This window comes from Flavobacteriaceae bacterium, from assembly GCA_014075215.1.
Lineage (GTDB): Bacteria > Bacteroidota > Bacteroidia > Flavobacteriales > Flavobacteriaceae > Polaribacter.
In genome coordinates this window covers 3,272,892-3,298,794 of record CP046177.1, presented here as the reverse complement: position 1 = coordinate 3,298,794, position 25,903 = coordinate 3,272,892, and the positions used below count along the sequence as shown (strand labels likewise).

Here is a 25,903-nt window from a genome sequence, read left to right as displayed (position 1 = left end):
GCAAACATTAATTTAGAATGATTATAAATAATTTTAAAAACATAAGATAAGATACCTTTTATACTATAAAACACCTGTAAAATAATTAAATTTGCATGATTTTTTAGATAACTAATTTTTTCGGAAATATCATGTCAAAAGACATTCGTACCAGAAAAGGCTTAAACATTAAGCTGATTGGCGAAGCAGAACACACCACTACACATATCTCTACAGACGGAGTATTTGCCTTAAAACCAGAAGACTTCCACGGAATCATCCCGAAACTTATCGCAAAAGAAGGAACAACTGTAAAAGCAGGCGAAGCTCTTTTTCATTCAAAAAGTGATGAACGTATTTTATTTTCCAGTCCTGTAAGCGGAAAAGTAACAGAGATTGTACGTGGAGCAAAACGCAAAATACTGGCATTAAAAATTCTTGCCGACAGAAAACAGAAGTTTAAAGATTTTGGCAAGCAAGATATAGATAAGATGTCTGCGGAAGAAGTAAAAAATCACTTGTTTGCTTCAGGCTGCTGGCCTTTTATAAAACAACGTCCGTATGATGTGGTTGCGAATCCGAACCAAGCACCCAAAGCAATTTTTATATCCGCATATGCCAGTGCACCGTTGGCAGCAGATTACGATTATACCTTAGTAGGAAAAGAGAATGAATTGCAAGCAGCATTGACTCTTGTTTCCAAACTAACGGAAGGAAAAGTACATGTTTCTGTTGCTAAAAATTCGAATTCGCCTTTTAACGGATTAAAAAATATTGAACTTCATACCATTTCCGGGCCACATCCTGCCGGAAATGTAAGTACTCAAATTGCGCGAATTGATCCGATAAACAAAGGAGAAATAGTTTGGGTGATAACCCCGCAAGACTTAGTAGTCATCGGAGAACTGTTTTTAACGGGGAAGTTTAATTTAACCCGAACCGTTGCATTATCGGGCTCCCGATTTGAAAACCCGGCTTATGTAACCGTTGTTGGCGGAGCTACGATTAGTAAGATTGTAAAAGACAACTTAAAAGCTGATAATACAAGAATCATCAGTGGAAATATTTTGTCTGGAACTCAAGTTGCCAAAGAAGGTTTTTTAGGATATTATGACAATCAGATTACTGCAATTCCGGAAGGAGATGATTATGAGTTTTTTGGATGGAATAAACCTGTTTTTAACAAAATATCTGTCTCCAGAGCACTTACTTTTTCCTGGCTGAATCCAAAGAAAAAATATGATCTAAACACAAATACAAATGGAGAGCACAGAGCTTTTGTAATAACGGGATCATACGAAAATGTATTCCCTTTGGACATATACCCGTTGCAATTTTTAAAAGCCTGTATGTACAAAGACTTAGATGAAATGGAAAAGTTGGGAGGATATGAGGTAGCTCCGGAGGATTTTGCATTGACAGAATTTATCTGTGTTTCAAAACAACCTCACCAAAAAATTGTGAGAGAAGGGTTGGATTTAATGAAACAAGAATTAGGCTAAAATTTACGATAAGATGGGCTTAAAAAGTACCTTACATAATTTAAAAGAAAAATATAAAGGAACCAAAATGGCTCCTGCATTTAATGCCATTCATACGTTTTTGTATTTGCCAAATGAAGTAACACACGGCGGAACTCATATTAAAGCAGCGGATGATTTAAAACGTACGATGAATACCGTCATTATGGCATTGATTCCGTGCTTATTGTTCGGTATGTTTAATGCGGGATATCAACATTATGCGGCAATTGATGCGGCAAAAGGAATTGCTACGGAATTTTCCGTGATGGACAGTTTCCTGACCTGGAAAAACTTTTGGATCGGGATTATCAAAGTATTGCCGTTAGTAGTGGTTTCTTATGCGGTTGGTTTGGCCGTTGAATTTGTTTTTGCAGTCATCAAAGGACACGAAGTAGAAGAAGGGTATCTGGTAACAGGAATGTTGGTCCCTCTGATTGTTCCGGTAGACACCCCTTTATGGATGCTGGCCGTTGCTGTTGTATTTGGAGTAGTGATCGGAAAAGAAGTATTTGGCGGAACAGGAATGAACATCTTAAACCCTGCTCTGACGATCAGGGCTTTTTTATTTTTTGCATACCCGACATGGATGACCGGAGATAAAGTTTGGGTATATGATGCCGTAAAAAGAACCGGAACTCCCGATGCTATTTCCGGGGAGACGATTCTGGGAAGTTATGCGCAAAATTTAACAACAACATACGATCACTGGGATATGTTTTTTGGTTTTATCCCGGGTTCCGTAGGAGAAACCTCTGCATTTTTAATCTTACTAGGCGCAGCATTCCTGATTTTTACAAAGGTCGGAAGCTGGAGAATCATAATAGCTACTTTTATAGGAGCAGCAGTCATGGGAATGATTTTTAACCTTATTGTCGATGCCCATATTATTTCAGATACCAGTAAGTTTTACCGTTTGATGAGCACTGCCTGGTGGGAGCACCTGATGATTGGCGGACTGGCATTTGGAGCGGTCTATATGGCAACCGATCCGGTTACGGCATCACAAACGAATAAAGGAAAATGGATTTACGGATTTTTGATTGGCTTTTTCTCAATTATGATTCGTGTATTCAATCCGGCGTATCCGGAAGGAGTATTTCTAGCTATTCTGTTGATGAACGTATTTGCCCCGACAATTGACCATTACGTAGTACAAGGAAATGTAAAGAAAAGAATGAAGCGATTGAAGGTTAAAAATGCCTGATTATAAAAGTTTAAAAGTTACAAATTAAAATTTATGACATCTAAAAAAACAGATAGTAATGTTTATACGGTGTTGTTTGCCGTAGGAATGGTTTTAGTTGTAGGAACCTTATTGGCTTTTTTAGCATCCTACTTTAAACCTACTATTGATGAGAATAAGCGTATAGAAAAGCAGCAAAATATCTTGTACGCTATGGGTGTAAATGAAAACGAAGAGGGGAGTGTTGCCTTTATTTCAAAAGATATGGTAGGCGAAACTTTTTCAAAATACATTACCAAACAACTGGTCATTCAAAGAGATGCTGTTTCCGAAGATGATCAAGCCTATTTAATCGATGTTAAGAAACAGCAGACACTGGCAAAGGAAGGCAAGGACAGAAAATTCCCTTTATTTATCGGAGAAAAAGATGGTAAAATGTTCTATATCGCTCCTATCAGAGGAAAAGGCCTCTGGGATGCCATATGGGGCTATATAGCAATGGATGAACAAATGATAGTACAAGGTGCTTATTTTGACCATAAAGGCGAAACGGCCGGATTGGGAGCCAATATAAAATTGCGCTTCTTTATGGATGATTTTACAGGAGAATATTTGTTTAACAACGGAACGTTTACGGGAATTGAGGTTTCCAAATCAAACAATGACCCGAAGAATGAAGACAAAACCGATAATGAAGTAGATGCCATTGCAGGTGCTACGATTACAGGGAACGGAGTTTCAGCGATGATTAAGTCTGAGTTGAAAAATTATGTGCCTTATTTTGAAAATTTAAAAACAAATACGAATTAATGTCTATAGAGTTTACTTTTAAACTTTGGCGGCATAACACTTTAACTACTTAAAAAATGAAACTTTTATCCAAAAAAGATGCAAAACTCATAACAGACCCATTTGCAGATAATAATCCGATTACCATTCAGGTATTGGGAATTTGTTCTGCATTGGCAATTACGGCAGAATTGGAAGCTTCCATTGTAATGTCTGTTTCCGTGCTGTTTGTAATGGGTGTTGGAAATGTTGTTATTTCTCTGATGAGAAATATCATTCCACCTAAAATTCGGATCATTGTACAGTTGATTGTAGTTGCAACATTGGTAATCATTGTAGATTTGGTACTAAAAGCTTTTGCTTATGAATTGAGTAAAACACTCGGAGCTTTTATCGGGTTGATTATCACCAACTGTATCATTATGGGGCGTTTTGAAGCATTTGCTTTGGGCAATGGTCCCTGGAAATCATTTCTTGACGGGATTGGAAACGCACTAGGATACGGAGTTATTCTGATTATTGTAGGATTCTTCAGAGAATTATTAGGATCAGGTACATTGTTGGGTTTTCCGGTTTTAGGAGATCCTATAGAAAAAACAGGATTGTATGCTACGGGTTATGAAAACAACGGATTCATGTTGCTGGCACCTATGGCATTGATTGTTGTTGGGATTATTATTTGGGTACAACGCAGTAGAAATAAAGCATTAATAGAAGAAGATTAATGAGTTGAGAAACTAGTGAGAACTGAAGTTTCTCAGTACTCAATACTCATATCTCAATACTATAAAACATTATGGAACACATAGAATTATTTTTTAAGTCAATATTCATAGATAATATGGTCTTTGCTACTTTCTTAGGAATGTGTTCTTACCTTGCCGTATCAAAGAAAGTATCTACAGCTGTTGGTTTGGGAGCTGCCGTCATCTTCGTATTAGCAGTTACAGTACCCCTAAACTGGCTGTTAGATCAATATATTCTAAAAGAAGGAGCTCTTATATGGTTAGGCCCGGAATATGCGGAGTACGATTTAAGCTTCTTATCTTTCATTATGTTTATTGCAACCATTGCAACTATGGTACAACTGGTAGAGATCATTGTAGAGAAGTTTTCACCTTCTTTATACAATTCTTTGGGGATTTTTTTACCGTTGATTGCAGTAAACTGCGCCATTTTAGGAGGTTCGTTATTTATGCAGTCCAGGGAAATTCCGACTTTAGGGTTGGCTTTAACGTATGGAGTAGGTTCCGGAATCGGGTGGTTTTTGGCTATCTTGTCCATTGCAGCTATTCGCGAAAAAATTCGTTACTCAAGTGTACCTCCGGCTTTAAGAGGGTTGGGGATTACATTTATCATTACCGGATTAATGGCAATCGGTTTTATGAGTTTCGGAGGAATGCTGACAGGAGGGGAAGATGAAAAAGGAAAGGAAACAACTAAAGAAGTTGTTATTTCAGAACCTGTTCAGGAAGAAATAAAAGAAGAAGATAAAGAAAAACCTATCGACGAGGAACCAAGTATAGCAGAAAACACTAAAGAAACAGAATAGCAAGATGATGATATTAGTAGTAAGTACAACAGGAACTATAATAGCAACCGTAGCAGCTTTTTTACTGATTACATTACTATTGGTCGTGTTGTTATTATTTGTAAAACAAAAACTATCTCCTTCGGGACCTGTAACTATTACTATCAACGGAGAGAAAAAAGTAGAAGTAGCTTCAGGAAACACTTTGCTGACTACCCTTGGAAATGAGAAAATATTTTTACCTTCGGCTTGTGGTGGCGGTGGTTCCTGTATTCAATGTGAGTGCCATATCAACTCAGGGGGAGGAGAGGCACTGCCAACGGAAACTCCTCATTTTACCCGTAAAGAATTAAAAGAAGGAATCCGCCTGGCATGCCAGATAAAAGTGAAGCAGGATATGGATATTTCTATCCCGGAAGAAATATTTGGAATAAAAAAATGGGAAGCAACCGTTGTACGTAATTACAATGTTGCTTCTTTTATCAAAGAATTTGTTGTGGAAATTCCGGAAGATATGAACTACAAAGCAGGCGGATATATTCAAATTGAAATCCCGCCTTGTGAGATTCGTTATTCGGATATGGATATCACGGCGCATCCGGAAGAACATGAAACTCCGGATAAGTTTCAGGCAGAATGGGACAAATTCGGACTATGGCCTCTTGTTATGAAAAACACAGAAACAGTAGAACGGGCATACTCCATGGCTTCTTACCCGGCAGAAGGCAGAGAGATCATGTTAAATGTCCGTATTGCCACACCGCCGTGGGATCGTGCTAAAAACGGGTGGATGGATGTAAACCCCGGAATCGCATCGTCCTATATATTCAATCAGAAGAAAGGAGATAAGGTAACTATTTCAGGGCCTTACGGAGAGTTCTTTATTAATGAATCTGATGCAGAAATGTTATATGTTGGCGGCGGGGCAGGAATGGCACCGATGCGCTCACATTTATATCATTTATTCAAAACCTTAAAAACTGGGCGAAAAGTTACGTATTGGTATGGCGGGCGTTCCAAACGCGAACTATTTTACATAGAACACTTTAGAGCATTGGAAAAAGATTTTCCAAATTTCAAATTCTATATGGCACTATCGGAACCTTTGGAAGAAGATAACTGGAAAGTAAAAAAAGATATCCATGACGAAGGCGGAGATGGATTTATGGGGTTTATCCACAATTGTGTCATTGAAAACTACTTGAATGATCATGAATCTCCCGAAGATATTGAATTGTATTTCTGCGGGCCTCCTTTGATGAATAATGCGGTTCAGAAAATGGGAGAAGATTTTGGAATCCCGGATGAGAACATCCGATTCGACGATTTTGGAGGATAGTATATCAGAACGGTTTTTTCACAGGTCAAAACAAGTAGTCGGTATGTATAAATCCGTTCCATAATTCTAACTATTTTTTGCTATATACTTATCGGAAAGCGGAACTAATTTGATAGCTATGAAAACATACTAAGTCATAATTCCGATAAATTACTGAGTTTTACACCTATATAAAGTTTTTCAACAATATCCGAAGTTTTTTTGATTCAAAAAAGGTATATTTGAGAGAGAAATAAATGAATGTAAAAGTGTGTTTATAGATAAGTTGTAGACAATAATTTTATACTATGGCAGTAAATAACCTTTTAGATACCAGTACGGTAAGCATGAGCGACATCATAGGCAATGGTAAAACCTATGCTGTACCTACATACCAAAGGGATTATTCATGGAAGCGTGATCAGTGGGAAGATTTGTGGAATGACATTTTGGCCATAGAAGAAAACGGTAGTGTTCATTACATGGGATCTATTGTCCTGCAAAATATGGGTGATAAAAAATATCATGTTATTGATGGGCAACAGCGATTTTCTACACTTACCCTAATTGTATTGGCGACAATCAAGCAATTACAGAATTTAATAAACTCTAATATTGAGGTAGAACAAAATAAAGAAAGAGTTTCTTTACTACAGAAAAAATTTATTGGTGACAAAGATCCCGGATCATTAACATATTCGTCTAAGCTTAAATTGAATGAAAACAATGATAGTTTTTTCCAATCTAACCTTTTGGTTTTTAGACCTCCTACGAACGAAAGAACGCTTCAGGACTCTGATAAACTTATCTGGCAGGCGTACAATTATTTCATTGACAGAATAACTAAACATTTCAGCGAAAATCAAAGTGGTGAGAATATTGCAAATTTTTTGAACAAACTAATTGCCGAAAGGTTGATGTTTATTCAAATAATTGTCGAAGATGAGCTCAGTGCATATACGGTTTTTGAGACATTAAATTCAAGAGGTGTTGGATTAACTGTTACCGATTTGCTTAAAAATTATCTTTTTTCGATTTCTTCTAAAGTTGACTTGCCACATATAAAAGATAAATGGAAAAAAATAGTAGATGTTATTGGGCTTGATACATTTCCAACATTTTTAAGACACTACTGGATATCAAAAAATAAATTAATACGCCAAGAATATCTTTTCAGGGCAATACGCGATTCTGTTACTACATCTCCGGAAGTAATTGAATTGTTGGATTTATTAGAGGAGAATGCACTTCTGTATAACGCACTTTCGAATTATGCAGATAGTTTTTGGGGCGGTGATCGAGAATTAAAAAGTAGAATAACAGAGCTTGTTCTTTTTAAAGAGAAACAAGCTTATCCTATTTTAATTGCGACCTATAATGAACTTAGCATTGAAGATTTCAAAAAGGTTTTAAAATTTGTTAGTATTATCACCTTTAGATATACGGTTATTGCTCGACTTCATACAAATTTAAAGGAAGACATCTATAATAAGGCAGCTATGAAAATTAGTAATAAAGAGGTAACTACTTCTGGTCAAATAGCGGATTTAATCAAGCCTTTATACCCTTCAGATAATGATTTTAGAAATGACTTCAGTACAAAATATTTAAGTACAAAGAGAGGAAAGAAATTAGTTCGTTATATTCTTTTCAAACTTGAAAACCACTTAAGCCATGCCGATTATGATTTTGAAGAAAACCCGGGAACAATAGAACACATTCTTCCGGAAAACGGTAACGAGTATTATTTAGAACAATTCCCTGCTTCAATTCATGAATCTATTGTATATCGATTAGGTAATTACACAATTCTCGAAGACGATAAGAATAAAGGGTGTAAGACACTATCTTTCAATCAAAAAAAAGCAATTTATCAAACCAGTCATTATGAATTGTCCAAACGAATTAATTATAATGACTGGACTCCAAATACTATTGAAAGAAGACAAGAAGATTTAGCTCAACAAGCCACGTCTGTTTGGAGAATTTCTCAATATGATTAAAGTATAACAAAACCTATAGGCAAATACTCTATGAAATGCACTGTATTGTAGTCAAATCAATTTCAATACAGAATATATCACTATTTTGCAAAGGTCTCTAGATATTTAAATGATAACCATTTTATATTGGTCTCTCATAATCAAAGGTGAACAGATGGATTTATTTTACCCGACTATCATTAAAAATATATTGCCCTATGACGGAGAAACCATTTATCACGGGTTGATCTTCAATAAGAAAGAATGTGAGCATTACTATAAAACCTTATTAGAAACCGCACAGTGGAAAAATGACGAGGCCATTATTTTTGGAAAGCACTATACCACTAAAAGAAAAGTAGCCTGGTACGGAGATGCTAATTTCAGTTATACCTACTCAAATGTAACAAAGCAAGCACATATTTGGACTAAAGAGTTACTTGTATTAAAAAAAGAAGTAGAAAAAGAAACAGGAGTCATTTTCAATTCCTGTCTGCTAAATTTATATCATACAGGAGCGGAAGGGATGACCTGGCATTCCGATGATGAAAAATCACTGGGAGAGCATACAACAATAGCATGTGTTACTTTGGGTGCAGAACGCAAATTTTCTTTTAAACATAAAAAAACAAAACAAAAGATAGATATTATATTGGAAAGCGGAAGCCTTTTGGTAATGAAAGGAATCACACAATCTCACTGGTTGCACCGGTTGCCACTCACAAAAAAAGTACACACGCCAAGAATTAGTTTAACGTTTAGAACCATAGTAGTTTAGAGTTTATAGCTCTTTGTAAAAAGAAATGCTTTTTCCCTGGTTTTTTTAAGCGAACTTTGCAACTTTCAAACTTTACAACTTTCAAACCATATAACCATTGACTTCTAACCGGCAATCCGTTAATTTAAATAAGTATATCAGTGCTACCGGAATATGTTCCAGAAGAGAAGCTGAAAAGTTTATTATTGCCGGAAACGTAACTATTAATGGAAAAGTAGCACAGCTGGGAAATAGAGTTTTTAGAGGAGACCTTGTAAGAGTAAACGGAAAACCATTAAAAGCAAAACCTAAGAAAATTTATATTGCATTAAATAAACCGATAGGAATTGTTTGTACTACAGACACTAAAGAACATAAAAATATCATTAAATATGTGAATCATTCGGAACGGTTATTTCCAATTGGACGTTTGGATAAACCCTCCGAAGGCCTCATTTTTTTAACAAATGACGGAGATATTGTAAATAAAATTTTGAGAGCAGGAAACAACCATCAAAAAGAATATGTAGTTACCGTTGATAAATTAATTGATGATATTTTTATTCAAAAAATGAGTAATGGCATTCCGATATTAGATACCATTACTAAAAAATGTAATGTGTCAAAAATAAATCATTACACATTCAATATTACATTAGCACAAGGGTTAAACAGACAAATAAGGAGAATGTGCGAATACTTAGGTTATGAGGTTATAAAATTAAAACGAGTACGAATTATGAATGTACAATTAGGAAATCTCAAGGTTGGCGAATGGCGTGAATTGTCTGAAAAAGAGATTCACATGATACATAGTATGGTACATTCATCATCTAGTATGGTACATTCATCATCCAAAACCGAAGAAGCATCCGTAGATAAGAAAAAGAACATTTCATTTGGTCCAAAATTTCCCGGGAATAGAAGAAGAAGCCGTAGGAAATCTTAAGAAGTTTTTAGCCTTTCTCCACATGCTATTTGTGAACTCATCCAGACTTTTTCTATTTCCTAAAAAATGACTGAAATTCATCTATATTTCGTTACTTTTCTTACCTGTAACTGCTATAGCTTTTAAAAAGTGCCTCATCTAGTTAAATTTCAGTTCATTTTCGGTTAAAAACAAAAAGTCAAGATGAGTTCTGCGTATATTTGCAGGCAATGGATTTTCAGTTAACATGTAAAGATGCACAATCCAAAGCCAGGGCTGGTACAATTACTACGGATCATGGCCTTATAGAAACTCCTGTTTTTATGCCGGTAGGAACGGTGGCTACAGTAAAAGGAGTACACCAATCCGAATTGAAACAACAAATAAATCCGGATGTCATATTGGCAAATACCTATCATTTGTATTTACGACCTAAGACGACCATTTTAGAACAGGCAGGAGGGATCCATAAATTTATGAATTGGGATCGCAATATTCTTACGGATTCGGGAGGGTATCAGGTATATTCACTATCCGAGAGAAGAAAAATCAGTGAAGAAGGAGTAAAATTCAGAAGCCATATAGACGGTTCTACTCATTTTTTTACCCCGGAAAATGTGATGAGTATACAACGCACCGTCGGAGCAGACATTATGATGGCTTTTGATGAATGTACCCCATACCCTTGTGAATATAGCTATGCAAAAAACTCTATGCATATGACCCATCGCTGGTTGAAAAGATGTGTTGATCATTTGGAAAAAACACCTTTAAAATATAATTATAGCCAGACTTTTTTCCCAATTGTACAAGGAAGTATATACAAAGACCTTCGAAAACAATCTGCGGAATTTATTGCTTCGGTTGAGGCAGAGGGAAACGCTATCGGAGGGCTATCTGTCGGAGAACCGGCAGAAGAGATGTATGAAATGACAGCTGTTGTATGTGCTATTTTACCGGAAGACAAACCCAGGTATTTAATGGGTGTGGGAACCCCTATAAATATTCTGGAAAATATTGCATTAGGAGTGGACATGTTTGATTGTGTAATGCCTACAAGAAATGCAAGAAATGGCATGCTGTTTACCGCGCAAGGCTCTATAAATATTAAAAATAAGAAATGGGAAAACGATTTTTCTCCCATCGATGAAATGGGTATTACCGAAGTAGATACTTTATATTCCAAAGCCTATTTAAGACACTTATTCGTATCAAAAGAAATGTTGGGTAAACAGATTGCTTCTATTCACAATCTCGGTTTTTATATATGGTTAGTCGGAGAAGCCAGAAAACACATTATTGCAGGAGATTTTTTAGATTGGAAGCATCAAATGGTACACCAAATGAACAAACGATTATAGCTTTGAAAATACTGGATTGGTACATATTAAAGAGATATTTGGTAACGTTTATATTTACGCTATTAATTTTAATACCCATAGCAGTTGCTATTGATATTTCTGAAAAAGTCGATAAATTTTTAAGACACGATACCTTAACAACTCTCGAAATTATAAATGACTATTATAAAAATTTTATCATTTATTATGCCAATACTTTTATGCCATTGGCGCTGTTTATTGCAGTAATCGTATTTACAACCAAACTGTCCAATAATACGGAAATTGTCGCCATGATAAATGCAAAAATCTCTTTTAAAAGGTTTTTGTACCCGTACTTTATTGGGGCCACCTTGGTAACCATTTTTGCTTTGGTAATGAACCATTATGTAGTGCCTTATAGTAGCAAAGCAAGACATAAATTTGAAAAAAAATATATCAGAGGAGCAAAAATCGGGGAAAATTCAGTTCAGGATTTTAGTTTGCAATTAAGTGATAGTACTTATGTATACTTTAAAAATTATAATTTTAGATTTTCTTCGGGGATCTTTTTTTCTCTGGAATACTATAATGGAATCAGGTTGAATTATAAATTAACCGCAGATAATATTTCCTGGAATGAGAAAGATAGTGTTTTTAAATTAACCAATTATAAAATAAGAAAGCTATTTGCCAAGCAAGATAGTATTGTATCCGGAATTACGCTTGATACTACTTTTGCTTTTACACCCAAAGACCTCATATTTAAATCTACATTGTCCCAAGAAATGGTTACAGATGAACTGGTAGCATTCATAGCTATTTCGAAAAAGAGGGGTGTTAAAAACTTAAACTCTTACTTGGTAGAATTACACAAAAGAACCAGCCTGCCTATTTCATCTTATATTCTGACAATTATAGCTGTTGCACTTACATATAAAAAACGCAGAGGAGGGGTTGGAGTAAATCTTGCATTGGGAATCAGCATTATGTTTATTTATATCTTCTTTTTGAAAGTTTCCGAAGTATTAGGCGCGGTTGCAGGAGTAAATTCATTTATCTATGTATGGTCGCCGAATATTATTTTTGGCGCTCTGGCAATCTATTTATACAGTAATGCAAGGAAGTAAAGCAAAACATTTTTTACTATTACATTTTATTGTTTTTATCTGGGGATTTACAGCTATCTTGGGAGCATTGATTTCCATAGACGCTGTTCCGTTGGTTTGGTACAGAATGTTATTAGCAGTTATTTTTATAGCTGTTTACCTTTGTGTTAAAAAGAAAACGCTCTTCATAGATAAACAATCAGCTTTAAAGTATGTTTTTACAGGAATCATCATAGCTTTACATTGGATTACTTTTTTTAAAGCAATTAAAGTTTCTACAATCTCCGTAGCTCTAGTTACCATGAGTACGGGTGCATTTTTTACTTCTTTTATAGAACCGTTCTTTTTTAAAAGGAGAATAAAACCATTAGAGATTATAATGGGTTGTGGAGCGATAATAGGATTATATATTATCTTCAATTTTGAATCGCAATACATATGGGGGATCATTTATGCGCTGATTTCCTCGTTCTTGTCAGCGCTCTTTTCTGTATTAAACGGATTATTTGTGATAAAAAAAGGCCCCCATATCATTTCCTTTTATCAATTGTTATTCGGTATGTTATTTATTACCGTTTTCCTTCTTCTGCAAGAGGGTTTTACTCCGGGGTTTTTTCAACTCTCTGTAAAGGATTGGCTTTGGTTACTTCTATTAAGCAGTATATGTACTGCATATGCATTTATAACTTCTATAAAAATAATGAAATACTTAACTCCTTATACGGTAATGCTCACGATTAATTTGGAACCTGTATATGCAATTGTTTTAGCATTACTGATCTTTGGAGAAAAAGAAAAGATGAATGCGGAATTTTATATAGGAGCATTGGTTGTTTTAGGTGTTGTATTTCTAAATGGAATGATTCAAAACCCGAGAAAAATCAAAAGTAAAATAACCACACGTAATTTTAAAAACAAAAATTTGTAAACTGAAATAAAATTATAGTAAGTTTGTAATCGCAACCAATACGTTCAGTACTATTTTTTAGAAAATCTAATAAAGTATACTATGAATTATTTAGACTTTGAATTACCGGTTAAAGAGTTGGAAGATCAATTAAAAAAATGCTATGATATTGGTAAAGACAGTGATGTTGATGTTACTACAGCATGTAAGAAAATTGAGAAGAAATTAGAAAAAGTAAAAAAAGATATTCATAAAAATTTAACGCCTTGGCAGAGAGTTCAGCTTTCCCGGCATCCAAACAGACCTTATACTTTGGACTATATACATGCTATTTGCGGAGATACTTTTATGGAACTGCATGGAGACAGGAATGTAAGAGATGATAAAGCGATGATTGGAGGATTGGGCAAGATCGGAGATCAATCCTATATGTTTATTGGTCAACAAAAAGGGTATAACACAAAGACACGCCAGTATAGAAATTTTGGAATGGCCAATCCTGAAGGATATCGCAAAGCATTGCGTCTGATGAAAATGGCCGAAAAGTTTAGTATACCGATAGTTACTTTATTAGATACACCCGGAGCATATCCGGGCTTAGAGGCAGAAGAAAGAGGCCAGGGAGAAGCTATTGCAAGAAATATTTTTGAAATGACCAGGTTAAAAACTCCAATTATTACCATTGTTATTGGAGAAGGAGCCTCAGGCGGAGCTTTAGGTATAGGAGTCGGAGATAAGGTATTTATGATGGAAAATACCTGGTATACTGTCATTTCTCCGGAATCGTGTTCTTCTATTTTGTGGCGTAGTTGGGAATATAAAGAACAAGCGGCAGCAGCACTCAAACTTACCGGTGATGACATGAAAAAGCTAAAATTAATTGATGAAATGATAAAAGAACCTTTGGGAGGGGCACACTCTAATAGAGAAGGAGCTTTTAGAATAGTACAAGAAACTATAGTAGTAGCTTATAACGAATTAAAAGAACTTCCCGTAGTAGATTTGGTTAATAAGCGTATGGAGAAATATGCGGAAATGGGCATTTATAAAGGTTGATTACGATATATCATTTATGGTGCTGCCCACTCTTAAGTGTTTAAAGAACAACTTTTCTCTGATAAGCTTTTGTATTAAACAGAAAACGAAGCGGATTTGATCTTTTAATTATTCGGCTTTCTGTTCTAGCAGGTCAAAAAACTGGCCAATTTTAGGTAAAATGATAATTTTTGTTCTTCTGTTTTTAGATTTATTGGAAGGAGTATCATTAGGAGCCAAAGGAATATAGCTACTTCTGCCCGCAGCAATCAACCGATTGGGCTCCACACCGTATTTATATTGTAAAATCCTGGTAATGGCAGTAGCTCTTTTAGTCGATAAATCCCAGTTATCTTCAATAATATCATTCTTAATGGGTGTAGAATCCGTATGCCCCTCAATCATTACATCCATTTCCGGTTGATCGTTGACTACAGTAGCAACTTTCTCTAACACGGAATATGCCTTGTCTGTTACATTGTAGCTTCCGCTTTTGAATAATAATTTGTCAGAAATAGAAATAAAGACCACTGTTTTTTCTACATTGATTTCTATGTCTTCATCATCAATACCCTCTTTTAACTCTTTCTTTAGATGAAATGCAACCACTAAATTTAAAGAATCTTTTTTGGAGGCTGCAGCTCTGATCCTATTGATATATTTGTCTTTTTTACTTAACTGTGCTAAGGTTTCTTTAATATTATCGTTAGCTCCCTTAGTTAAAACCGTTAAATTATCTACATATTCTAATGTTTTTTCTTTATCCTTTTTGAGTTCTGCAATCGTATTATCAAGGTTAGCTATTTGATTTTGGCATTTTTCTTTTTCAATTAAACATTTTGTTAAGCTATTTTTTACAGCCACTAACTCATCTTTTGCTTTTTTGTGTTTTGCTTCTAAATTAGCATATTCTTTTTTTGAAACACATGAAGCTGTAATTATAATTATTACAACCAGAAGTAATACCTTTCTCATTTCTATGATAGAATTTAGTTAAAAGAGCTACAAAGTTAATAAAATGTATATACAAAAGCATGGATTAACAATTATTTGTGAGCTTTTTATGAGGATTTTAAAGACTACCTTTACATCATAAATTTTTAATGATGAATATTACTCGTTTTTTAATGATGACTCTTATCTGTTGTGTACTTATTGTGTGCGCAAAAGAGGAACCTGTAAAGTTAAGAGGAAGTGTTTTTGGGACTACCTATTCTATAATTTATTATAGCACTACAAATTATGAAATAGAAATTGATAATTTATTTACTAAAGTAAATACATCATTATCTACTTATATGTATACCTCTGATATTTCGAGGATCAACAGAGGAGAAAAAAATATTATAGCAGATAGCTTATTTAAAGAAGTATTTCAAAAATCAGCACGTATTTATAAGGAAACGGACGGATATTTTGATCCAACAGTCGGCATTTTAGTAAATGCATGGGGGTTTGGCCCTAAAAAACCGTTGAACAACATAGATACTGCAAAGATTTCAGACTTAATGAAATTTGTTGGGTTTAATAAAGTACGTATTGAAAATGATACAGTAGTAAAAAAATATAAAGAAATATATTTTGATTTCAATTCAATTGCAAAGGGTTATGGAATAGATATAGTGGGTCGGTTTTTAGAAAGTAAAGGAATTAAGAACTATATGGTAGAAATTGGTGGTGAGGTCAGAGTCAGAGGAATGAAACCTGGCAGTCAATTATGGAAAGTGGAAATAGAGAATCCGAATACAGACGGTTCTCGTAATGCTTACACACGTCTGGAACTAACAGACAAAACCGTAGCGAGTTCCGGAAATTACAGAAAATACAGGATTACGGAAGACGGACAAAAGTATGTACACACTATTAATCCGAAAACGGGTTATGCTACTGAAAGTAATTTACTTGCAGCTACTGTGATTACAGGTTTGGATTGCGCAGATGCAGATGCATATGCAACAGCTTTTATGGCAATGGGTCTGGAAAAAACAACAGCTTTTTTAGAAAGAAAACCTGCATTAAAAGTTATTTTGATTTATGTTGATGATAAAGGAACATTAAAAGCATGGACTAGCAATTCAGGAGGATAGGGTTCTAAAACAGTCATTTATAAACCACAGGTAAAATTTCGCCTTTCATGAGTCGGTATTTTTCTACGAACTCTGTTGTTATTTTTTGAGTATAGTCTACTTGATCTACTTTAAAACCAACAGATCGGAGCTTGTCGAAATAATCGCGACCGTAAATTCTTACATGATCGTATTGTCCGAAAATTTTAGTGCGTTCTTTTGGATCGGTAATAGACCCATCTTCAAATGTAACAGCACGATTCAAATCTTGTGGCACCTGAAAAATACCAAAACCTCCGGGTTTCATAACACGATATAACTCTTGCATGGCTTTGGTATCATTCGGAATATGTTCCAGTACATGATTACAAAAGATAACATCAAAAGTATTGTTTTCAAAAGGTAAATCCGTGATATCCGCCTTAATGTCTGCAATAGGAGAGTATAAATCCGCAGTAATGTAGTCGTGATTTAACTTTTTAAAACGTGTTAAAAAACACTGTTCCGGAGCCATGTGTAAAACTTTTAGCTTAGCGTTTTTATTAGAACCGGAATCGTCGATGCTACCTGAACTTCCAGTAGATTTAAGAAAATGGGTTTCGTTTTGTAAATATAACCACAAAAGACGATGGCGCTCTAAAGATAAAGTACCCGGAGCAAGTACATTTGATCTTTGCATATGGTAACCATAAGGCAGAAATTTTCGAAAACTTCTCCCGTCTATTGGATCCGTAAACTTTTCCCCTTTTAAATAAAAAGCCGCAAGTGGTCGAATCCAATAACTTATTTTAATTAAGAAAGGACGAGGAATTATTTGCAATATGATTTTGGAAAAGTTCAATTTCTTATCTATTTCATTTCTACTTCAGCTATGGCATTGATTCAATTTCATAACTCATATTGCCATTTCATTTACCAGTTCGCGATTGACACTGTTAAACTTCCTGATACACTTGTTGAAAAGTTTCTTCTTCTTCACTTTTAATACCCAAAGCATCATAAATATATTTGAATGTGGAGAGCAGTTCCGGTTTTCCATTAATAATGGCAACATCATGCTCAAAATGAGCACTGGGTTTTCTGTCTTTTGTTACAATAGTCCATCCGTCATTTAAATGATGGATTTTATGTGTTCCCAAATTAATCATAGGTTCAATAGCAACTACCATTCCTTCTACTAATTTTTTACCTCTGCCTCTTTTGCCATAGTTGGGCATTTCCGGGTCTTCGTGCATTGTACGACCTATACCATGCCCTACCAATTCTCTAACCACCCCATAACCATACTTTTCGCAATATTGCTGGATAGCAAAACCCACATCGCCTACACGGTTACCGGCTTTTAATTCGCGAATTCCAATATATAAGCTTTCTTTTGTAACCTTTAATAATTTTTCAGTTTCCGGAGCAATTTCTCCAATAGCAAAAGTATACGCATGATCTCCGTAAAAACCATTTTTAACAGCCCCGCAATCTATAGAGATAATATCCCCTTCTTGTAACGGCTTGTCGTTAGGGATGCCATGTACAACCTGAGCATTTGGACTGACACATAAGGTGTTTGGAAAATCATATAAGCCTAAAAAACCGGGAACTGCATCTTGAGAATGAATATAATCTTCAGCAAGTTTATCCAAATAGATAGTGTTTACGCCCGGTTTTATTTCTTTGGCGAGCATCCCCAGTGTTTTGGAAACTACGAGTGCGCTTTCACGCATCAATTCGATTTCCTCTCTGGTTTTTACAACTATCATATATCTAAATAAAGCACAAAAATACATGAATTTTTTCATTTGAAAATTCACAAAAAACAAATAAAAAAAATTTATGCACTAACGAAGTGATTACTGAAGTGAAGCTAAATTTTGTATTTTTTAACCAAAATTTAGTTTTTTACAGAAGAAAGATACTTTAAATTCTAAGGTAAATTAAAGCTTGTCATATTCGGAAAGCAACAAAAAATGAATAATTACTCCTGATACGAATGTTTATAAGTCTCAGTGGTCAGTATTTTTAGCATATCCTTTTCTAAGCTTTCTACGGGATATTCTACAAAACGCCCCGTTTCTTTTCCGTGTTTGTAAAAAATAAAGGTGGGTACCCGTATAATATCATATCCTTTCTGAAGGCTATCAAGTGTTTTTTTACTTCTGTTTAAAGCAATCATTTCGAGGCGGTTCATATCAAATGCTGCTTCTTCCAAAATTTTATAAAACCTGGGGACTTCTCTTTTACTATCACCACACCAAGTTCCAAAGAACCCTTTTATGGTATACTTTTTAAGTTTTTTTTTAATTTTCCGAATGATCTTTTTATCTGTTTTATAAGCATCGTAGTTTTTTGTAAACCACTTGCTATAACTTTTATCTAAAAGAGAAACTTTTTTTATATATCCGATTAAGTTCCCATCCTGATCTTTTTTTGCAATGCTCTTTTCTTGTGCTGTTAATGAAAAAGTAATTAAAACAGTGATTATAAATAGAGTTTTTTTCATACGATTCGTTTTATATAAGTGAATGTTGTGTCATTTCTTCAGGTTGCTCAATACCCATAATATCTAAAATGGTAGGAGCAATATCGCCCAAGATACCATTTTTTATTTTCTTTATTTTCTTATCGATTAAAATTATGGGAACCGGGTTGGTTGTATGTGCCGTATGCAGTGTTCCATCCGAATTTATCATTGTTTCGCAGTTTCCATGATCGGCAATCAAAATAGTAGTATAGTCATTTTTTAGGGCAGTATTTATAATGTCCTTAACGCATATATCTACAGTTTCACATGCCTTTACAGCAGCTTCTAATACACCTGTATGGCCAACCATATCTCCATTGGCAAAGTTTAGGCAGACAAAATCTACTTCGCCTTTTTCCAGTTCAGGTATAATTGCCTCTTTTATTTCATAAGCACTCATTTCAGGTTTTAAATCATAAGTGGCTACTTTAGGCGAAGGACATAACAATCTTTTTTCCCCAATAAATTCTTTCTCTCTGCCACCGGAAAAGAAAAAGGTAACATGTGGATATTTTTCCGTTTCAGCAATCCGGATTTGAGTTTTACCTGCACATTCCAGAACCTCTCCCAGTGTATTTTCTATATGATCATCATCATAAATAACATTAATATTTTGAAAGGTTTCATCATAATTTGTCATGGTAACAAAATATAAAGAACGTTTTTGCATACTGTCTTGAGGATGATTCTTTTGGCATAGTACTTCCGTTAATTGCCTTCCTCTGTCTGTTCTGAAATTAAAGAAAATAACTACATCCCCATCTTGGATGGTAGCTTTAGGCCGATGATGTTCATCTGCCATAATAATTGGCTTTATAAATTCGTCCGTAATACCGGCTTCATAACTTTTTAAAATACTATCTTCTGCTTTTGTGGAAAGAGTTCCCACTCCATGTACCATAGCATCATAGGCTAATTTAATACGTTCCCAGCGTTTATCTCTGTCCATTGCATAATACCTCCCGATAATAGTAGCCAGTTGCCCGGTGGTTTTATGCATATAATCCTGTAAATCCTTAATAAAAGAGCTTCCCGATTTGGGATCACAATCTCTTCCGTCGGTAAATGCGTGTACAAAAACATTTTTTAAATTGAAATCCGCAGTAGCATCCAACAAACCTTTTAAATGATCTATATGTGAATGAATTCCTCCATTGGAAACCAATCCTAAAAAATGTATATTTTTACGGTGTTTTTTGGCATGCTCAAAAGCATTTACTAATTCTTTTTCTTTAGCTATTGTACCTTCTCTTACAGCAATATTTATTTTAGCCAGGTTTTGATATACAATTCTACCTGCTCCTAAATTTATATGACCCACTTCAGAGTTTCCCATTTGCCCTTCGGGTAGTCCAACATACTTGCCGTCTGTTCTTAATTCGGCAAAAGGGTATGCATCATATAAGGAATCAATAAAGGGTGTTTTAGCATTATAAATGGCTGATACTTTTGGATTTTGAGTAATCCCCCAACCGTCTAATATCATTAAAATTGCTTTTCCGGACATGATGAAAATTTAAGCGATAAAGATACAAAGCTTTATTGTGAGAAATAATGATGTTAAAAAAATCTCCGAAAACGATTTCATTAACACTTTTTTAAAGAAGGTTATTCGTTTGTATTAAAGAATTGTTAAACGGTTGTTAATTAAAAACTTTTAGTGAAACATTTTCTTTTTTGTACAGTCTGCTAACATGTATTTAATCACTAAAATCTTAATAATATGAAAAAATTAATTGTACCAATTATCGTATGTTTTTTTGCATTCAGTATGGCAAATGCAATAGTGCCAAATGAGTTGGCCAAGAAAAATAATGTAGAACTTAGCACTTCTTATTTTAAGGTGAATGCTTTTTGTAAATTAATTCAGATAGGGAACTATGAAGCCGTAAAATCTTTAATTGATGCCGGGGAAGATGTTAATGCAAAATCGAATGGTTTAACACCTCTGATGTTTGCAGCCAGGCATAACCGTGCAAAGATTGCCAAGCTTCTCATCAAAAACGGAGCAAAACTAAATACTAAATCAGATAGAAGTAGATTGACTGCTATGGATTTAGCTAAGAGATCTAAAGCTGTAGACGCTATAAAAGTTCTTGAGGATGCACTTAGTAAATCTTAGCGAGTAAAATAAAAAATTTCAGGAAGAGGTTGTCTGTTTAAGTATTGACAACCTCTTTTTTATTCTGGTATTATTCATTTTTGCTGAATATTTTCAGGTAAGAAAAAAATCACTCACTCACTCGACTTTACAAAGCCAATTATAAACTGTATAAGTATTTAGTACATGACAAAAAATATAATTAATTGATTATCAGTAAATTAAATGTTAAATAATTAAAATAAAGCATTGATTTTCAGTATATTAGAAGAATAACATCACTCATTTTTCTAATGAAAAAAGGTACTGTTTTAAAATCCAAACATTTTAATTGATTTTTTTATAAATTTACTTTCATAAAGGAATTTTCTTAATTAGAAAATATCCAGTACAGCTTCAGATTTTTTTGAAGCTGTTTTTTGTTGATTATAATCTTCTATGTAATACTGGTCAGTCTTCCAAAGTATGTACATTAATTCTAGTAATTTTCTCGCTACAGCAACTGACCCTATCTTTTTTATATTACGTTTTTTAACAACTCTATCGTAGAATATTTTCATTTCCTTATTATGTCTTGCAGCTACTAATGAAGGAAAATATAAAGCTCTCCTAATGTGACTATTTCCTTTTTTAGATATTCGTGTTTTTCCATTTAAACTACTGCCAGAATCTCTATATACGACATCAAAACCTGCATAACTTGTAACTTGTTTTTTATTATAAAAATATTCGAAGCCTAAAGTTTCTGCTACGATTATAGTTACTGTTGTAAACCCAACGCCTTTAATACTGGATAACTTATCTACCTTTAAGGAAAGTTCATCGTCTGATTGAACTAAAACTTCTATTTGTTTTTCACAAATTGAAATTGATTTTTCTAGTTCTTTAAGTAAACGATATTCTTGTTTTATAATTTCTTTTGGAACTGCATAACTATGCTCTTTGCTATGTATTCTATTGTTAATTAACGTTTTCTGGCTTTTTAGCTGTTCTAAATAACGTGTTATAGCTCTTAGTCTTAAATAAATATCTTTTGGTGGATTCCAAGGATTATGTTTTCTCTCACAGGCAAATTGACTTAGGATTTTACTATCAATATTATCTGTTTTTGATTTAACATTTAAGCTTTTAAAATAATGTTTTGTATTAGATGGAAGTGCTACATGTAAAGGTTTTTTAAGGTAATATAAATGATATGCTAAATGTTCATAATAAACTCCTGTAGCTTCCATTATATAAAACGCTTCTATCCCTTTAATGGTTTGCTTCTTTACCCATTTTAAAAATTGGTTAAACCCTTTTTTTTCATTGTCAAATTCACAGGAATCACCAAAACGTAAACTGTAATCGTCTTGTAAAGTACAAATGCTTGCTGTGAATGTTGATTTAGAGATATCTATTCCGATACCATATTTTATAATATTCATAAATTGAGGTTTTAATTAATCCTATTCTTTCAATCTATGCTTGTTTCTTATACTTGCTTACTTGAGTGTAGCATTAAGTACTGTTCTGATTTTAAAGAATATTAAAGAGAGTAGAGCATTGCTTTTTTACGGTATAGTGAGTACTTACCTAACCACAACTTCTCTTACTCTCAACGATTAATTGTTAGTCTTACTACACAATATAATCGCTTTTTGTAATATGCTTTAAATATACAAACCAATGCTTCCACTAAAAGTAGTGAATTAAATTCAGTTTTAAGTTCTCATTTCCAAGGTAAGATCAATTTGGCAAGAATCAAACTCATATCACATTTCATTATCGCCCTCTGTAAGGTACAGACAGTTACCTTTGAAAAGGTAGCCAACGCTTTTGAGACCTCAGTAGATTCGAAGTCATCACTCAGACGTATTCAAAGATTTATTGCTGATTATTCGTTGGATGGAGATTTGATCGCTCGTCTTATATTTAGTCTCCTTCCTAAGCAAGAGGGATTGATCTTGAGTATTGATAGGACCAATTGGAAGTTTGGTCAGACCAACATCAACATTTTTATGTTGGGAGTTGTCTATAAAGGTGTTGCCTTCCTTGTTATTTACTATGTTAGATAAGCCAGGGAACTCTAACAGTCAGGAGCGTATTGATCTTGTGAATCGTTTCATAAGACTTTTTGGCAAAGATGTTATTAAATCCATTGTAGCCGATAGAGAGTTTGTAGGTAATCATTGGTTGGATTTCTTGAATACAAATGGAATCAAATATTATATCCGCATTCGAAACAACTTTAAGGTAGAGCTTCCTGATAAGAACAAAACCATCAAAGTATTTCACTTGTTTAATCCACATAAGATCAATGAGTTTGTGTATTATCCTAAAATTGTACGTGTTAATGGTCAGCTTTGTTTCCTTTCCGGATGCAAGTTGTACCCAAAAAATGGAAAGCCTGATTTCTTAATCATTGTATCGTTCAACGCTCCTGATAAGGCCTTTGAACAATACAAAGAACGATGGCAGATAGAGATGTGTTTTAAAGCAATGAAAGCCAGTGGCTTTGATATTGAAAACACACACCTGCAAGATATTAAGCGTATTGAAAAATTAGTACTGCTTGTAATGATGGCTTTCGTATGGTGTTACAAAGTTGGTATATATTTACATCAGATTAAGCCTATCAAAATAAAAAAGCATGGAAGAATGGCTAAAAGCATATTCAAATATGGATTAGATTATATTGCTTCTGTGCTATTAAACCCTGTAAATCAAAACAATATGAACTTGACTAAATTTTTGTCATGTACTTAGGTATAAGTATTAAAAAAATGCTCGGTACAGTTAACTTTTACGAAAAGTAATTTGTTGTTCTCTTTGTATATTTTTCCGAATTTTTTTAATTGTGCCGGACTGGCTTTTTTCAATGTGTAATAAGGTTTTAGAAGTATGGGAAGCTTTATTTTCCTTTAGCTTTTTATAAGCACTGGATCTAGTTCTTTTATTGTTTTTAAGCTGCTAATCATAGCTTCTACAGCTCCGCCGAAACTCATAGTAAGATAGATTTGAGGTTATAAATAATCAATCGGTTGTATTGTAAAAATGTTACATATTGCATTTTTGTAAGCTCATTAAAAAAATGTAAATTTACCATACCATAAAGTTTCTTTTTTTAATGAATGCTCATTTTGAATTGAACGAAGTTACCGGAAAACTTCCAAAGCATCTGCATAAATTCATCGTAAAACAACCGTACGATGAATATACACCTCAAAACCAGGCTGTTTGGAGGTATGTAATGCGAATGAATATAGATTTTTTATCAAAGGTAGCGCATACATCTTATGAAAAAGGCTTGGATAAGACAGGTATTTCACCTGAGTTTATTCCGAGAATGGAAGGAATGAATAGAATTTTAAAAGAGATTGGATGGGCTGCTGTTTCGGTGGACGGATTTATCCCCCCTAATGCATTTATGGAATTTCAGGCATACAATGTGTTGGTGATTGCATCCGATATGCGTACCATAGGGCATATAGAATATACACCTGCTCCGGATATTATTCATGAGGCTGCCGGCCATGCTCCTATTATTGCCAACCCTGAATATGCAGAGTATTTGAGGAGGTTTGGAGAAATAGGAAGCAAAGCCATTTCATCGGCCGAAGACTACGAAATATATGAGGCAATCAGGTTATTATCTATTCTAAAGGAGAACCCGAATGCCAAAGCTTCTGAAATTAAGAAAGCACAAGACAAGGTAACATTCTTGCAAAACCACATGGGTGAACTCTCTGAAATGGCTCAAATAAGAAATTTACATTGGTGGACCGTAGAGTATGGGTTAATTGGCACTACAGATGATCCTGGAATATACGGTGCAGGCCTTTTGTCTTCAATAGGAGAAAGTAAAAATTGCTTACAGCCCGAAGTTCAAAAAATACCGTATTCCATTGAAGCAGCTCATGTGAATTTTGATATTACCAAACCCCAACCTCAATTGTTTGTAACTCCGGATTTTGCGTATTTAAGCTTGGTTTTAGAGGAATTTGCAAATACCATGGCTATCAGAACCGGCGGTTTAAAAGGAACCCAAAAATTAATAGCTTCTAAGAATTTAGGAACCATAGAGTTAAGTACCGGTATTCAGATTTCGGGAGTTTTTACGAATGTAATTGCCGATGAAAATAACCATCCTGTTTATTTCCAAACAACCGGCCCTACTGCATTGGCAAGTAGGGATAAAGAATTAACCGGTCATGGAATTTCTTATCATAAAGATGGTTTTGGAAGCCCGGTTGGTAAGTTAAAAGGAATTAACCTTGCTATTGAAAATATGAGCCCGAGAGATTTAAAAGCTTATGGAATTTATGAAGGAGAAGATATTGTTTTGGATTTTGAAAGTGGAATTAAGGTGGTTGGTAAAGCAATCACAGGAACCAGAGATTTAAAAGGTAAGATTTTGTTAATTTCTTTTGCAAACTGTACGGTTTCTTATGGAAATAAGATATTATTTCAACCGGAATGGGGAATATATGATATGGCTATAGGAAAAGAAGTTATTTCTGCGTATGCCGGTCCGGCAGATGTGAATTCTTTTGAAAATCTGGGAAAGGTCTCAAAAACAAAAACGACAAAAATTTCATATAGGCCTGATGAAATAGCACTATATAAATTATATGGCGATGTTAGAAACTATAGAGAAACGGGAAGGGTAAAGGAAGAAAATCTGTTGTCAATTTTTAAGATATTAAAGACTAAATTCAAAAATGATTGGCTACTTCCTTTGGAATTGTATGAATTGGCATTGGTAAAGAACTTCGACTGTAAAACCTCGATTTTGCAGTATTTGCATACACTAAAAAAAGAAACATCTTTTGGTAAGCTGATTAACGATGGTTTGGAATTATTGAAAACTAATTAAAAA

The 25,903-nt window shown here is 34.3% G+C and carries 22 protein-coding genes and 1 pseudogene; 17 read left to right on the top strand and 6 right to left on the bottom strand.

Annotation, left to right across the window (positions count from 1 at the left end; all coding sequences use genetic code 11):
• Positions 1-131 precede the first annotated feature (131 nt).
• The 13 genes from GKR88_16360 to GKR88_16300 all read left to right on the top strand — a co-directional run bounded on the left by GKR88_16360 (position 132) and on the right by GKR88_16300 (position 14,381).
• Positions 132-1,481 (top strand): Na(+)-translocating NADH-quinone reductase subunit A, encoded by a 1,350-nt coding sequence (locus tag GKR88_16360; protein ID QMU65694.1) that lies wholly within the window; start codon positions 132-134, stop codon positions 1,479-1,481.
• A 13-nt stretch (positions 1,482-1,494) separates the two neighbouring features.
• Complete coding sequence (locus tag GKR88_16355; GenBank protein ID QMU65693.1) at positions 1,495-2,706, top strand: NADH:ubiquinone reductase (Na(+)-transporting) subunit B; 1,212 nt, start codon at positions 1,495-1,497, stop codon at positions 2,704-2,706.
• 33 nt (positions 2,707-2,739) lie between these two features.
• Positions 2,740-3,495 (top strand): Na(+)-translocating NADH-quinone reductase subunit C, encoded by a 756-nt coding sequence (locus GKR88_16350; GenBank protein QMU65692.1) that lies wholly within the window; start codon positions 2,740-2,742, stop codon positions 3,493-3,495.
• Positions 3,496-3,551: 56 nt separating this feature from the next.
• On the top strand, positions 3,552-4,199 hold the full coding sequence (locus GKR88_16345) for an NADH:ubiquinone reductase (Na(+)-transporting) subunit D (protein ID QMU65691.1): 648 nt from the start codon (positions 3,552-3,554) through the stop codon (positions 4,197-4,199).
• Positions 4,200-4,270: 71 nt separating this feature from the next.
• Positions 4,271-5,026, top strand: a complete 756-nt coding sequence (gene nqrE / locus GKR88_16340) for an NADH:ubiquinone reductase (Na(+)-transporting) subunit E (protein QMU65690.1) — start codon at positions 4,271-4,273, stop codon at positions 5,024-5,026.
• A 7-nt stretch (positions 5,027-5,033) separates the two neighbouring features.
• A complete protein-coding gene (locus tag GKR88_16335) occupies positions 5,034-6,344 on the top strand; it encodes an NADH:ubiquinone reductase (Na(+)-transporting) subunit F (protein ID QMU66759.1) in 1,311 nt (436 codons plus the stop codon).
• 287 nt (positions 6,345-6,631) lie between these two features.
• Complete coding sequence (locus tag GKR88_16330) at positions 6,632-8,326, top strand: DUF262 domain-containing protein (GenBank protein QMU65689.1); 1,695 nt, start codon at positions 6,632-6,634, stop codon at positions 8,324-8,326.
• 154 nt (positions 8,327-8,480) lie between these two features.
• The gene (locus GKR88_16325; protein ID QMU65688.1) at positions 8,481-9,083 is read left to right on the top strand and encodes an alpha-ketoglutarate-dependent dioxygenase AlkB; all 603 of its coding nucleotides are present in this window, start codon (positions 8,481-8,483) and stop codon (positions 9,081-9,083) included.
• Positions 9,084-9,180: 97 nt separating this feature from the next.
• A complete protein-coding gene (gene rluF / locus GKR88_16320; protein ID QMU65687.1) occupies positions 9,181-10,011 on the top strand; it encodes a 23S rRNA pseudouridine(2604) synthase RluF in 831 nt (276 codons plus the stop codon).
• A 209-nt stretch (positions 10,012-10,220) separates the two neighbouring features.
• Positions 10,221-11,351, top strand: coding sequence for a tRNA guanosine(34) transglycosylase Tgt (tgt, locus tag GKR88_16315; protein QMU65686.1), 1,131 nt, complete (start codon positions 10,221-10,223; stop codon positions 11,349-11,351).
• The gene (locus GKR88_16310) at positions 11,258-12,439 is read left to right on the top strand and encodes an LptF/LptG family permease (GenBank protein ID QMU65685.1); all 1,182 of its coding nucleotides are present in this window, start codon (positions 11,258-11,260) and stop codon (positions 12,437-12,439) included. Before tgt ends, GKR88_16310 begins: the two co-directional genes overlap by 94 nt.
• Positions 12,426-13,346: an EamA family transporter gene (locus GKR88_16305; protein QMU65684.1), complete on the top strand. Its 921-nt coding sequence runs from the start codon at positions 12,426-12,428 to the stop codon at positions 13,344-13,346. The genes GKR88_16310 and GKR88_16305 overlap by 14 nt, the downstream gene beginning before the upstream one ends.
• Before the next feature lie 81 nt (positions 13,347-13,427).
• Positions 13,428-14,381, top strand: a complete 954-nt coding sequence (locus GKR88_16300; protein ID QMU65683.1) for an acetyl-CoA carboxylase carboxyltransferase subunit alpha — start codon at positions 13,428-13,430, stop codon at positions 14,379-14,381.
• Positions 14,382-14,489: 108 nt separating this feature from the next.
• On the opposite strand, the gene GKR88_16295 is transcribed toward GKR88_16300, so the two are convergent.
• The gene (locus GKR88_16295; GenBank protein QMU65682.1) at positions 14,490-15,335 is read right to left on the bottom strand and encodes an OmpA family protein; all 846 of its coding nucleotides are present in this window, start codon (positions 15,333-15,335) and stop codon (positions 14,490-14,492) included.
• Positions 15,336-15,466: 131 nt separating this feature from the next.
• On the opposite strand from GKR88_16295, the gene GKR88_16290 reads away from it, so the two are divergent.
• Positions 15,467-16,447: an FAD:protein FMN transferase gene (locus GKR88_16290; protein QMU66758.1), complete on the top strand. Its 981-nt coding sequence runs from the start codon at positions 15,467-15,469 to the stop codon at positions 16,445-16,447.
• 13 nt (positions 16,448-16,460) lie between these two features.
• Here the strand turns inward: GKR88_16290 and GKR88_16285 are convergent, their stop codons facing one another.
• The 4 genes from GKR88_16285 to GKR88_16270 form a co-directional block, all read right to left on the bottom strand.
• Positions 16,461-17,267, bottom strand: a complete 807-nt coding sequence (locus GKR88_16285; protein ID QMU65681.1) for a methyltransferase domain-containing protein — start codon at positions 17,265-17,267, stop codon at positions 16,461-16,463.
• Between the two features lie 94 nt (positions 17,268-17,361).
• A complete protein-coding gene (map, locus tag GKR88_16280; protein QMU65680.1) occupies positions 17,362-18,180 on the bottom strand; it encodes a type I methionyl aminopeptidase in 819 nt (272 codons plus the stop codon).
• Positions 18,181-18,395: 215 nt separating this feature from the next.
• Positions 18,396-18,920: a thioredoxin gene (locus GKR88_16275; protein ID QMU65679.1), complete on the bottom strand. Its 525-nt coding sequence runs from the start codon at positions 18,918-18,920 to the stop codon at positions 18,396-18,398.
• Between the two features lie 10 nt (positions 18,921-18,930).
• Entirely contained in the window at positions 18,931-20,448 is a 1,518-nt protein-coding gene (locus tag GKR88_16270; protein ID QMU65678.1) for a 2,3-bisphosphoglycerate-independent phosphoglycerate mutase, read from the bottom strand.
• Positions 20,449-20,664: 216 nt separating this feature from the next.
• Between GKR88_16270 and GKR88_16265 the strand changes: the two genes are divergently transcribed.
• On the top strand, positions 20,665-21,063 hold the full coding sequence (locus tag GKR88_16265; GenBank protein ID QMU65677.1) for an ankyrin repeat domain-containing protein: 399 nt from the start codon (positions 20,665-20,667) through the stop codon (positions 21,061-21,063).
• A gap of 353 nt (positions 21,064-21,416) precedes the next feature.
• Here the strand turns inward: GKR88_16265 and GKR88_16260 are convergent, their stop codons facing one another.
• Positions 21,417-22,469, bottom strand: coding sequence for an IS110 family transposase (locus tag GKR88_16260; protein ID QMU65676.1), 1,053 nt, complete (start codon positions 22,467-22,469; stop codon positions 21,417-21,419).
• A 231-nt stretch (positions 22,470-22,700) separates the two neighbouring features.
• Between GKR88_16260 and GKR88_16255 the strand changes: the two are divergent.
• Positions 22,701-23,790, top strand: a pseudogene (locus GKR88_16255) (IS4 family transposase).
• Between the two features lie 361 nt (positions 23,791-24,151).
• Complete coding sequence (locus GKR88_16250; protein ID QMU65675.1) at positions 24,152-25,900, top strand: aromatic amino acid hydroxylase; 1,749 nt, start codon at positions 24,152-24,154, stop codon at positions 25,898-25,900.
• Positions 25,901-25,903: the final 3 nt, after the last annotated feature.

Coding starts and splice junctions, on each gene's coding strand:
- GKR88_16360 (QMU65694.1), top strand. CDS start 132: ATGTCAAAAGACATTCGTACCAGAAAAGGCTTAAACATTAAGCTGATT.
- GKR88_16355 (QMU65693.1), top strand. CDS start 1,495: ATGGGCTTAAAAAGTACCTTACATAATTTAAAAGAAAAATATAAAGGA.
- GKR88_16350 (QMU65692.1), top strand. CDS start 2,740: ATGACATCTAAAAAAACAGATAGTAATGTTTATACGGTGTTGTTTGCC.
- GKR88_16345 (QMU65691.1), top strand. CDS start 3,552: ATGAAACTTTTATCCAAAAAAGATGCAAAACTCATAACAGACCCATTT.
- nqrE (QMU65690.1), top strand. CDS start 4,271: ATGGAACACATAGAATTATTTTTTAAGTCAATATTCATAGATAATATG.
- GKR88_16335 (QMU66759.1), top strand. CDS start 5,034: ATGATATTAGTAGTAAGTACAACAGGAACTATAATAGCAACCGTAGCA.
- GKR88_16330 (QMU65689.1), top strand. CDS start 6,632: ATGGCAGTAAATAACCTTTTAGATACCAGTACGGTAAGCATGAGCGAC.
- GKR88_16325 (QMU65688.1), top strand. CDS start 8,481: ATGGATTTATTTTACCCGACTATCATTAAAAATATATTGCCCTATGAC.
- tgt (QMU65686.1), top strand. CDS start 10,221: ATGGATTTTCAGTTAACATGTAAAGATGCACAATCCAAAGCCAGGGCT.
- GKR88_16310 (QMU65685.1), top strand. CDS start 11,258: ATGGTTAGTCGGAGAAGCCAGAAAACACATTATTGCAGGAGATTTTTT.
- GKR88_16305 (QMU65684.1), top strand. CDS start 12,426: ATGCAAGGAAGTAAAGCAAAACATTTTTTACTATTACATTTTATTGTT.
- GKR88_16300 (QMU65683.1), top strand. CDS start 13,428: ATGAATTATTTAGACTTTGAATTACCGGTTAAAGAGTTGGAAGATCAA.
- GKR88_16295 (QMU65682.1), bottom strand. CDS start 15,335: ATGAGAAAGGTATTACTTCTGGTTGTAATAATTATAATTACAGCTTCA.
- GKR88_16290 (QMU66758.1), top strand. CDS start 15,467: ATGAATATTACTCGTTTTTTAATGATGACTCTTATCTGTTGTGTACTT.
- map (QMU65680.1), bottom strand. CDS start 18,180: ATGATAGTTGTAAAAACCAGAGAGGAAATCGAATTGATGCGTGAAAGC.
- GKR88_16275 (QMU65679.1), bottom strand. CDS start 18,920: ATGAAAAAAACTCTATTTATAATCACTGTTTTAATTACTTTTTCATTA.
- GKR88_16270 (QMU65678.1), bottom strand. CDS start 20,448: ATGTCCGGAAAAGCAATTTTAATGATATTAGACGGTTGGGGGATTACT.
- GKR88_16265 (QMU65677.1), top strand. CDS start 20,665: ATGAAAAAATTAATTGTACCAATTATCGTATGTTTTTTTGCATTCAGT.
- GKR88_16260 (QMU65676.1), bottom strand. CDS start 22,469: ATGAATATTATAAAATATGGTATCGGAATAGATATCTCTAAATCAACA.
- GKR88_16250 (QMU65675.1), top strand. CDS start 24,152: ATGAATGCTCATTTTGAATTGAACGAAGTTACCGGAAAACTTCCAAAG.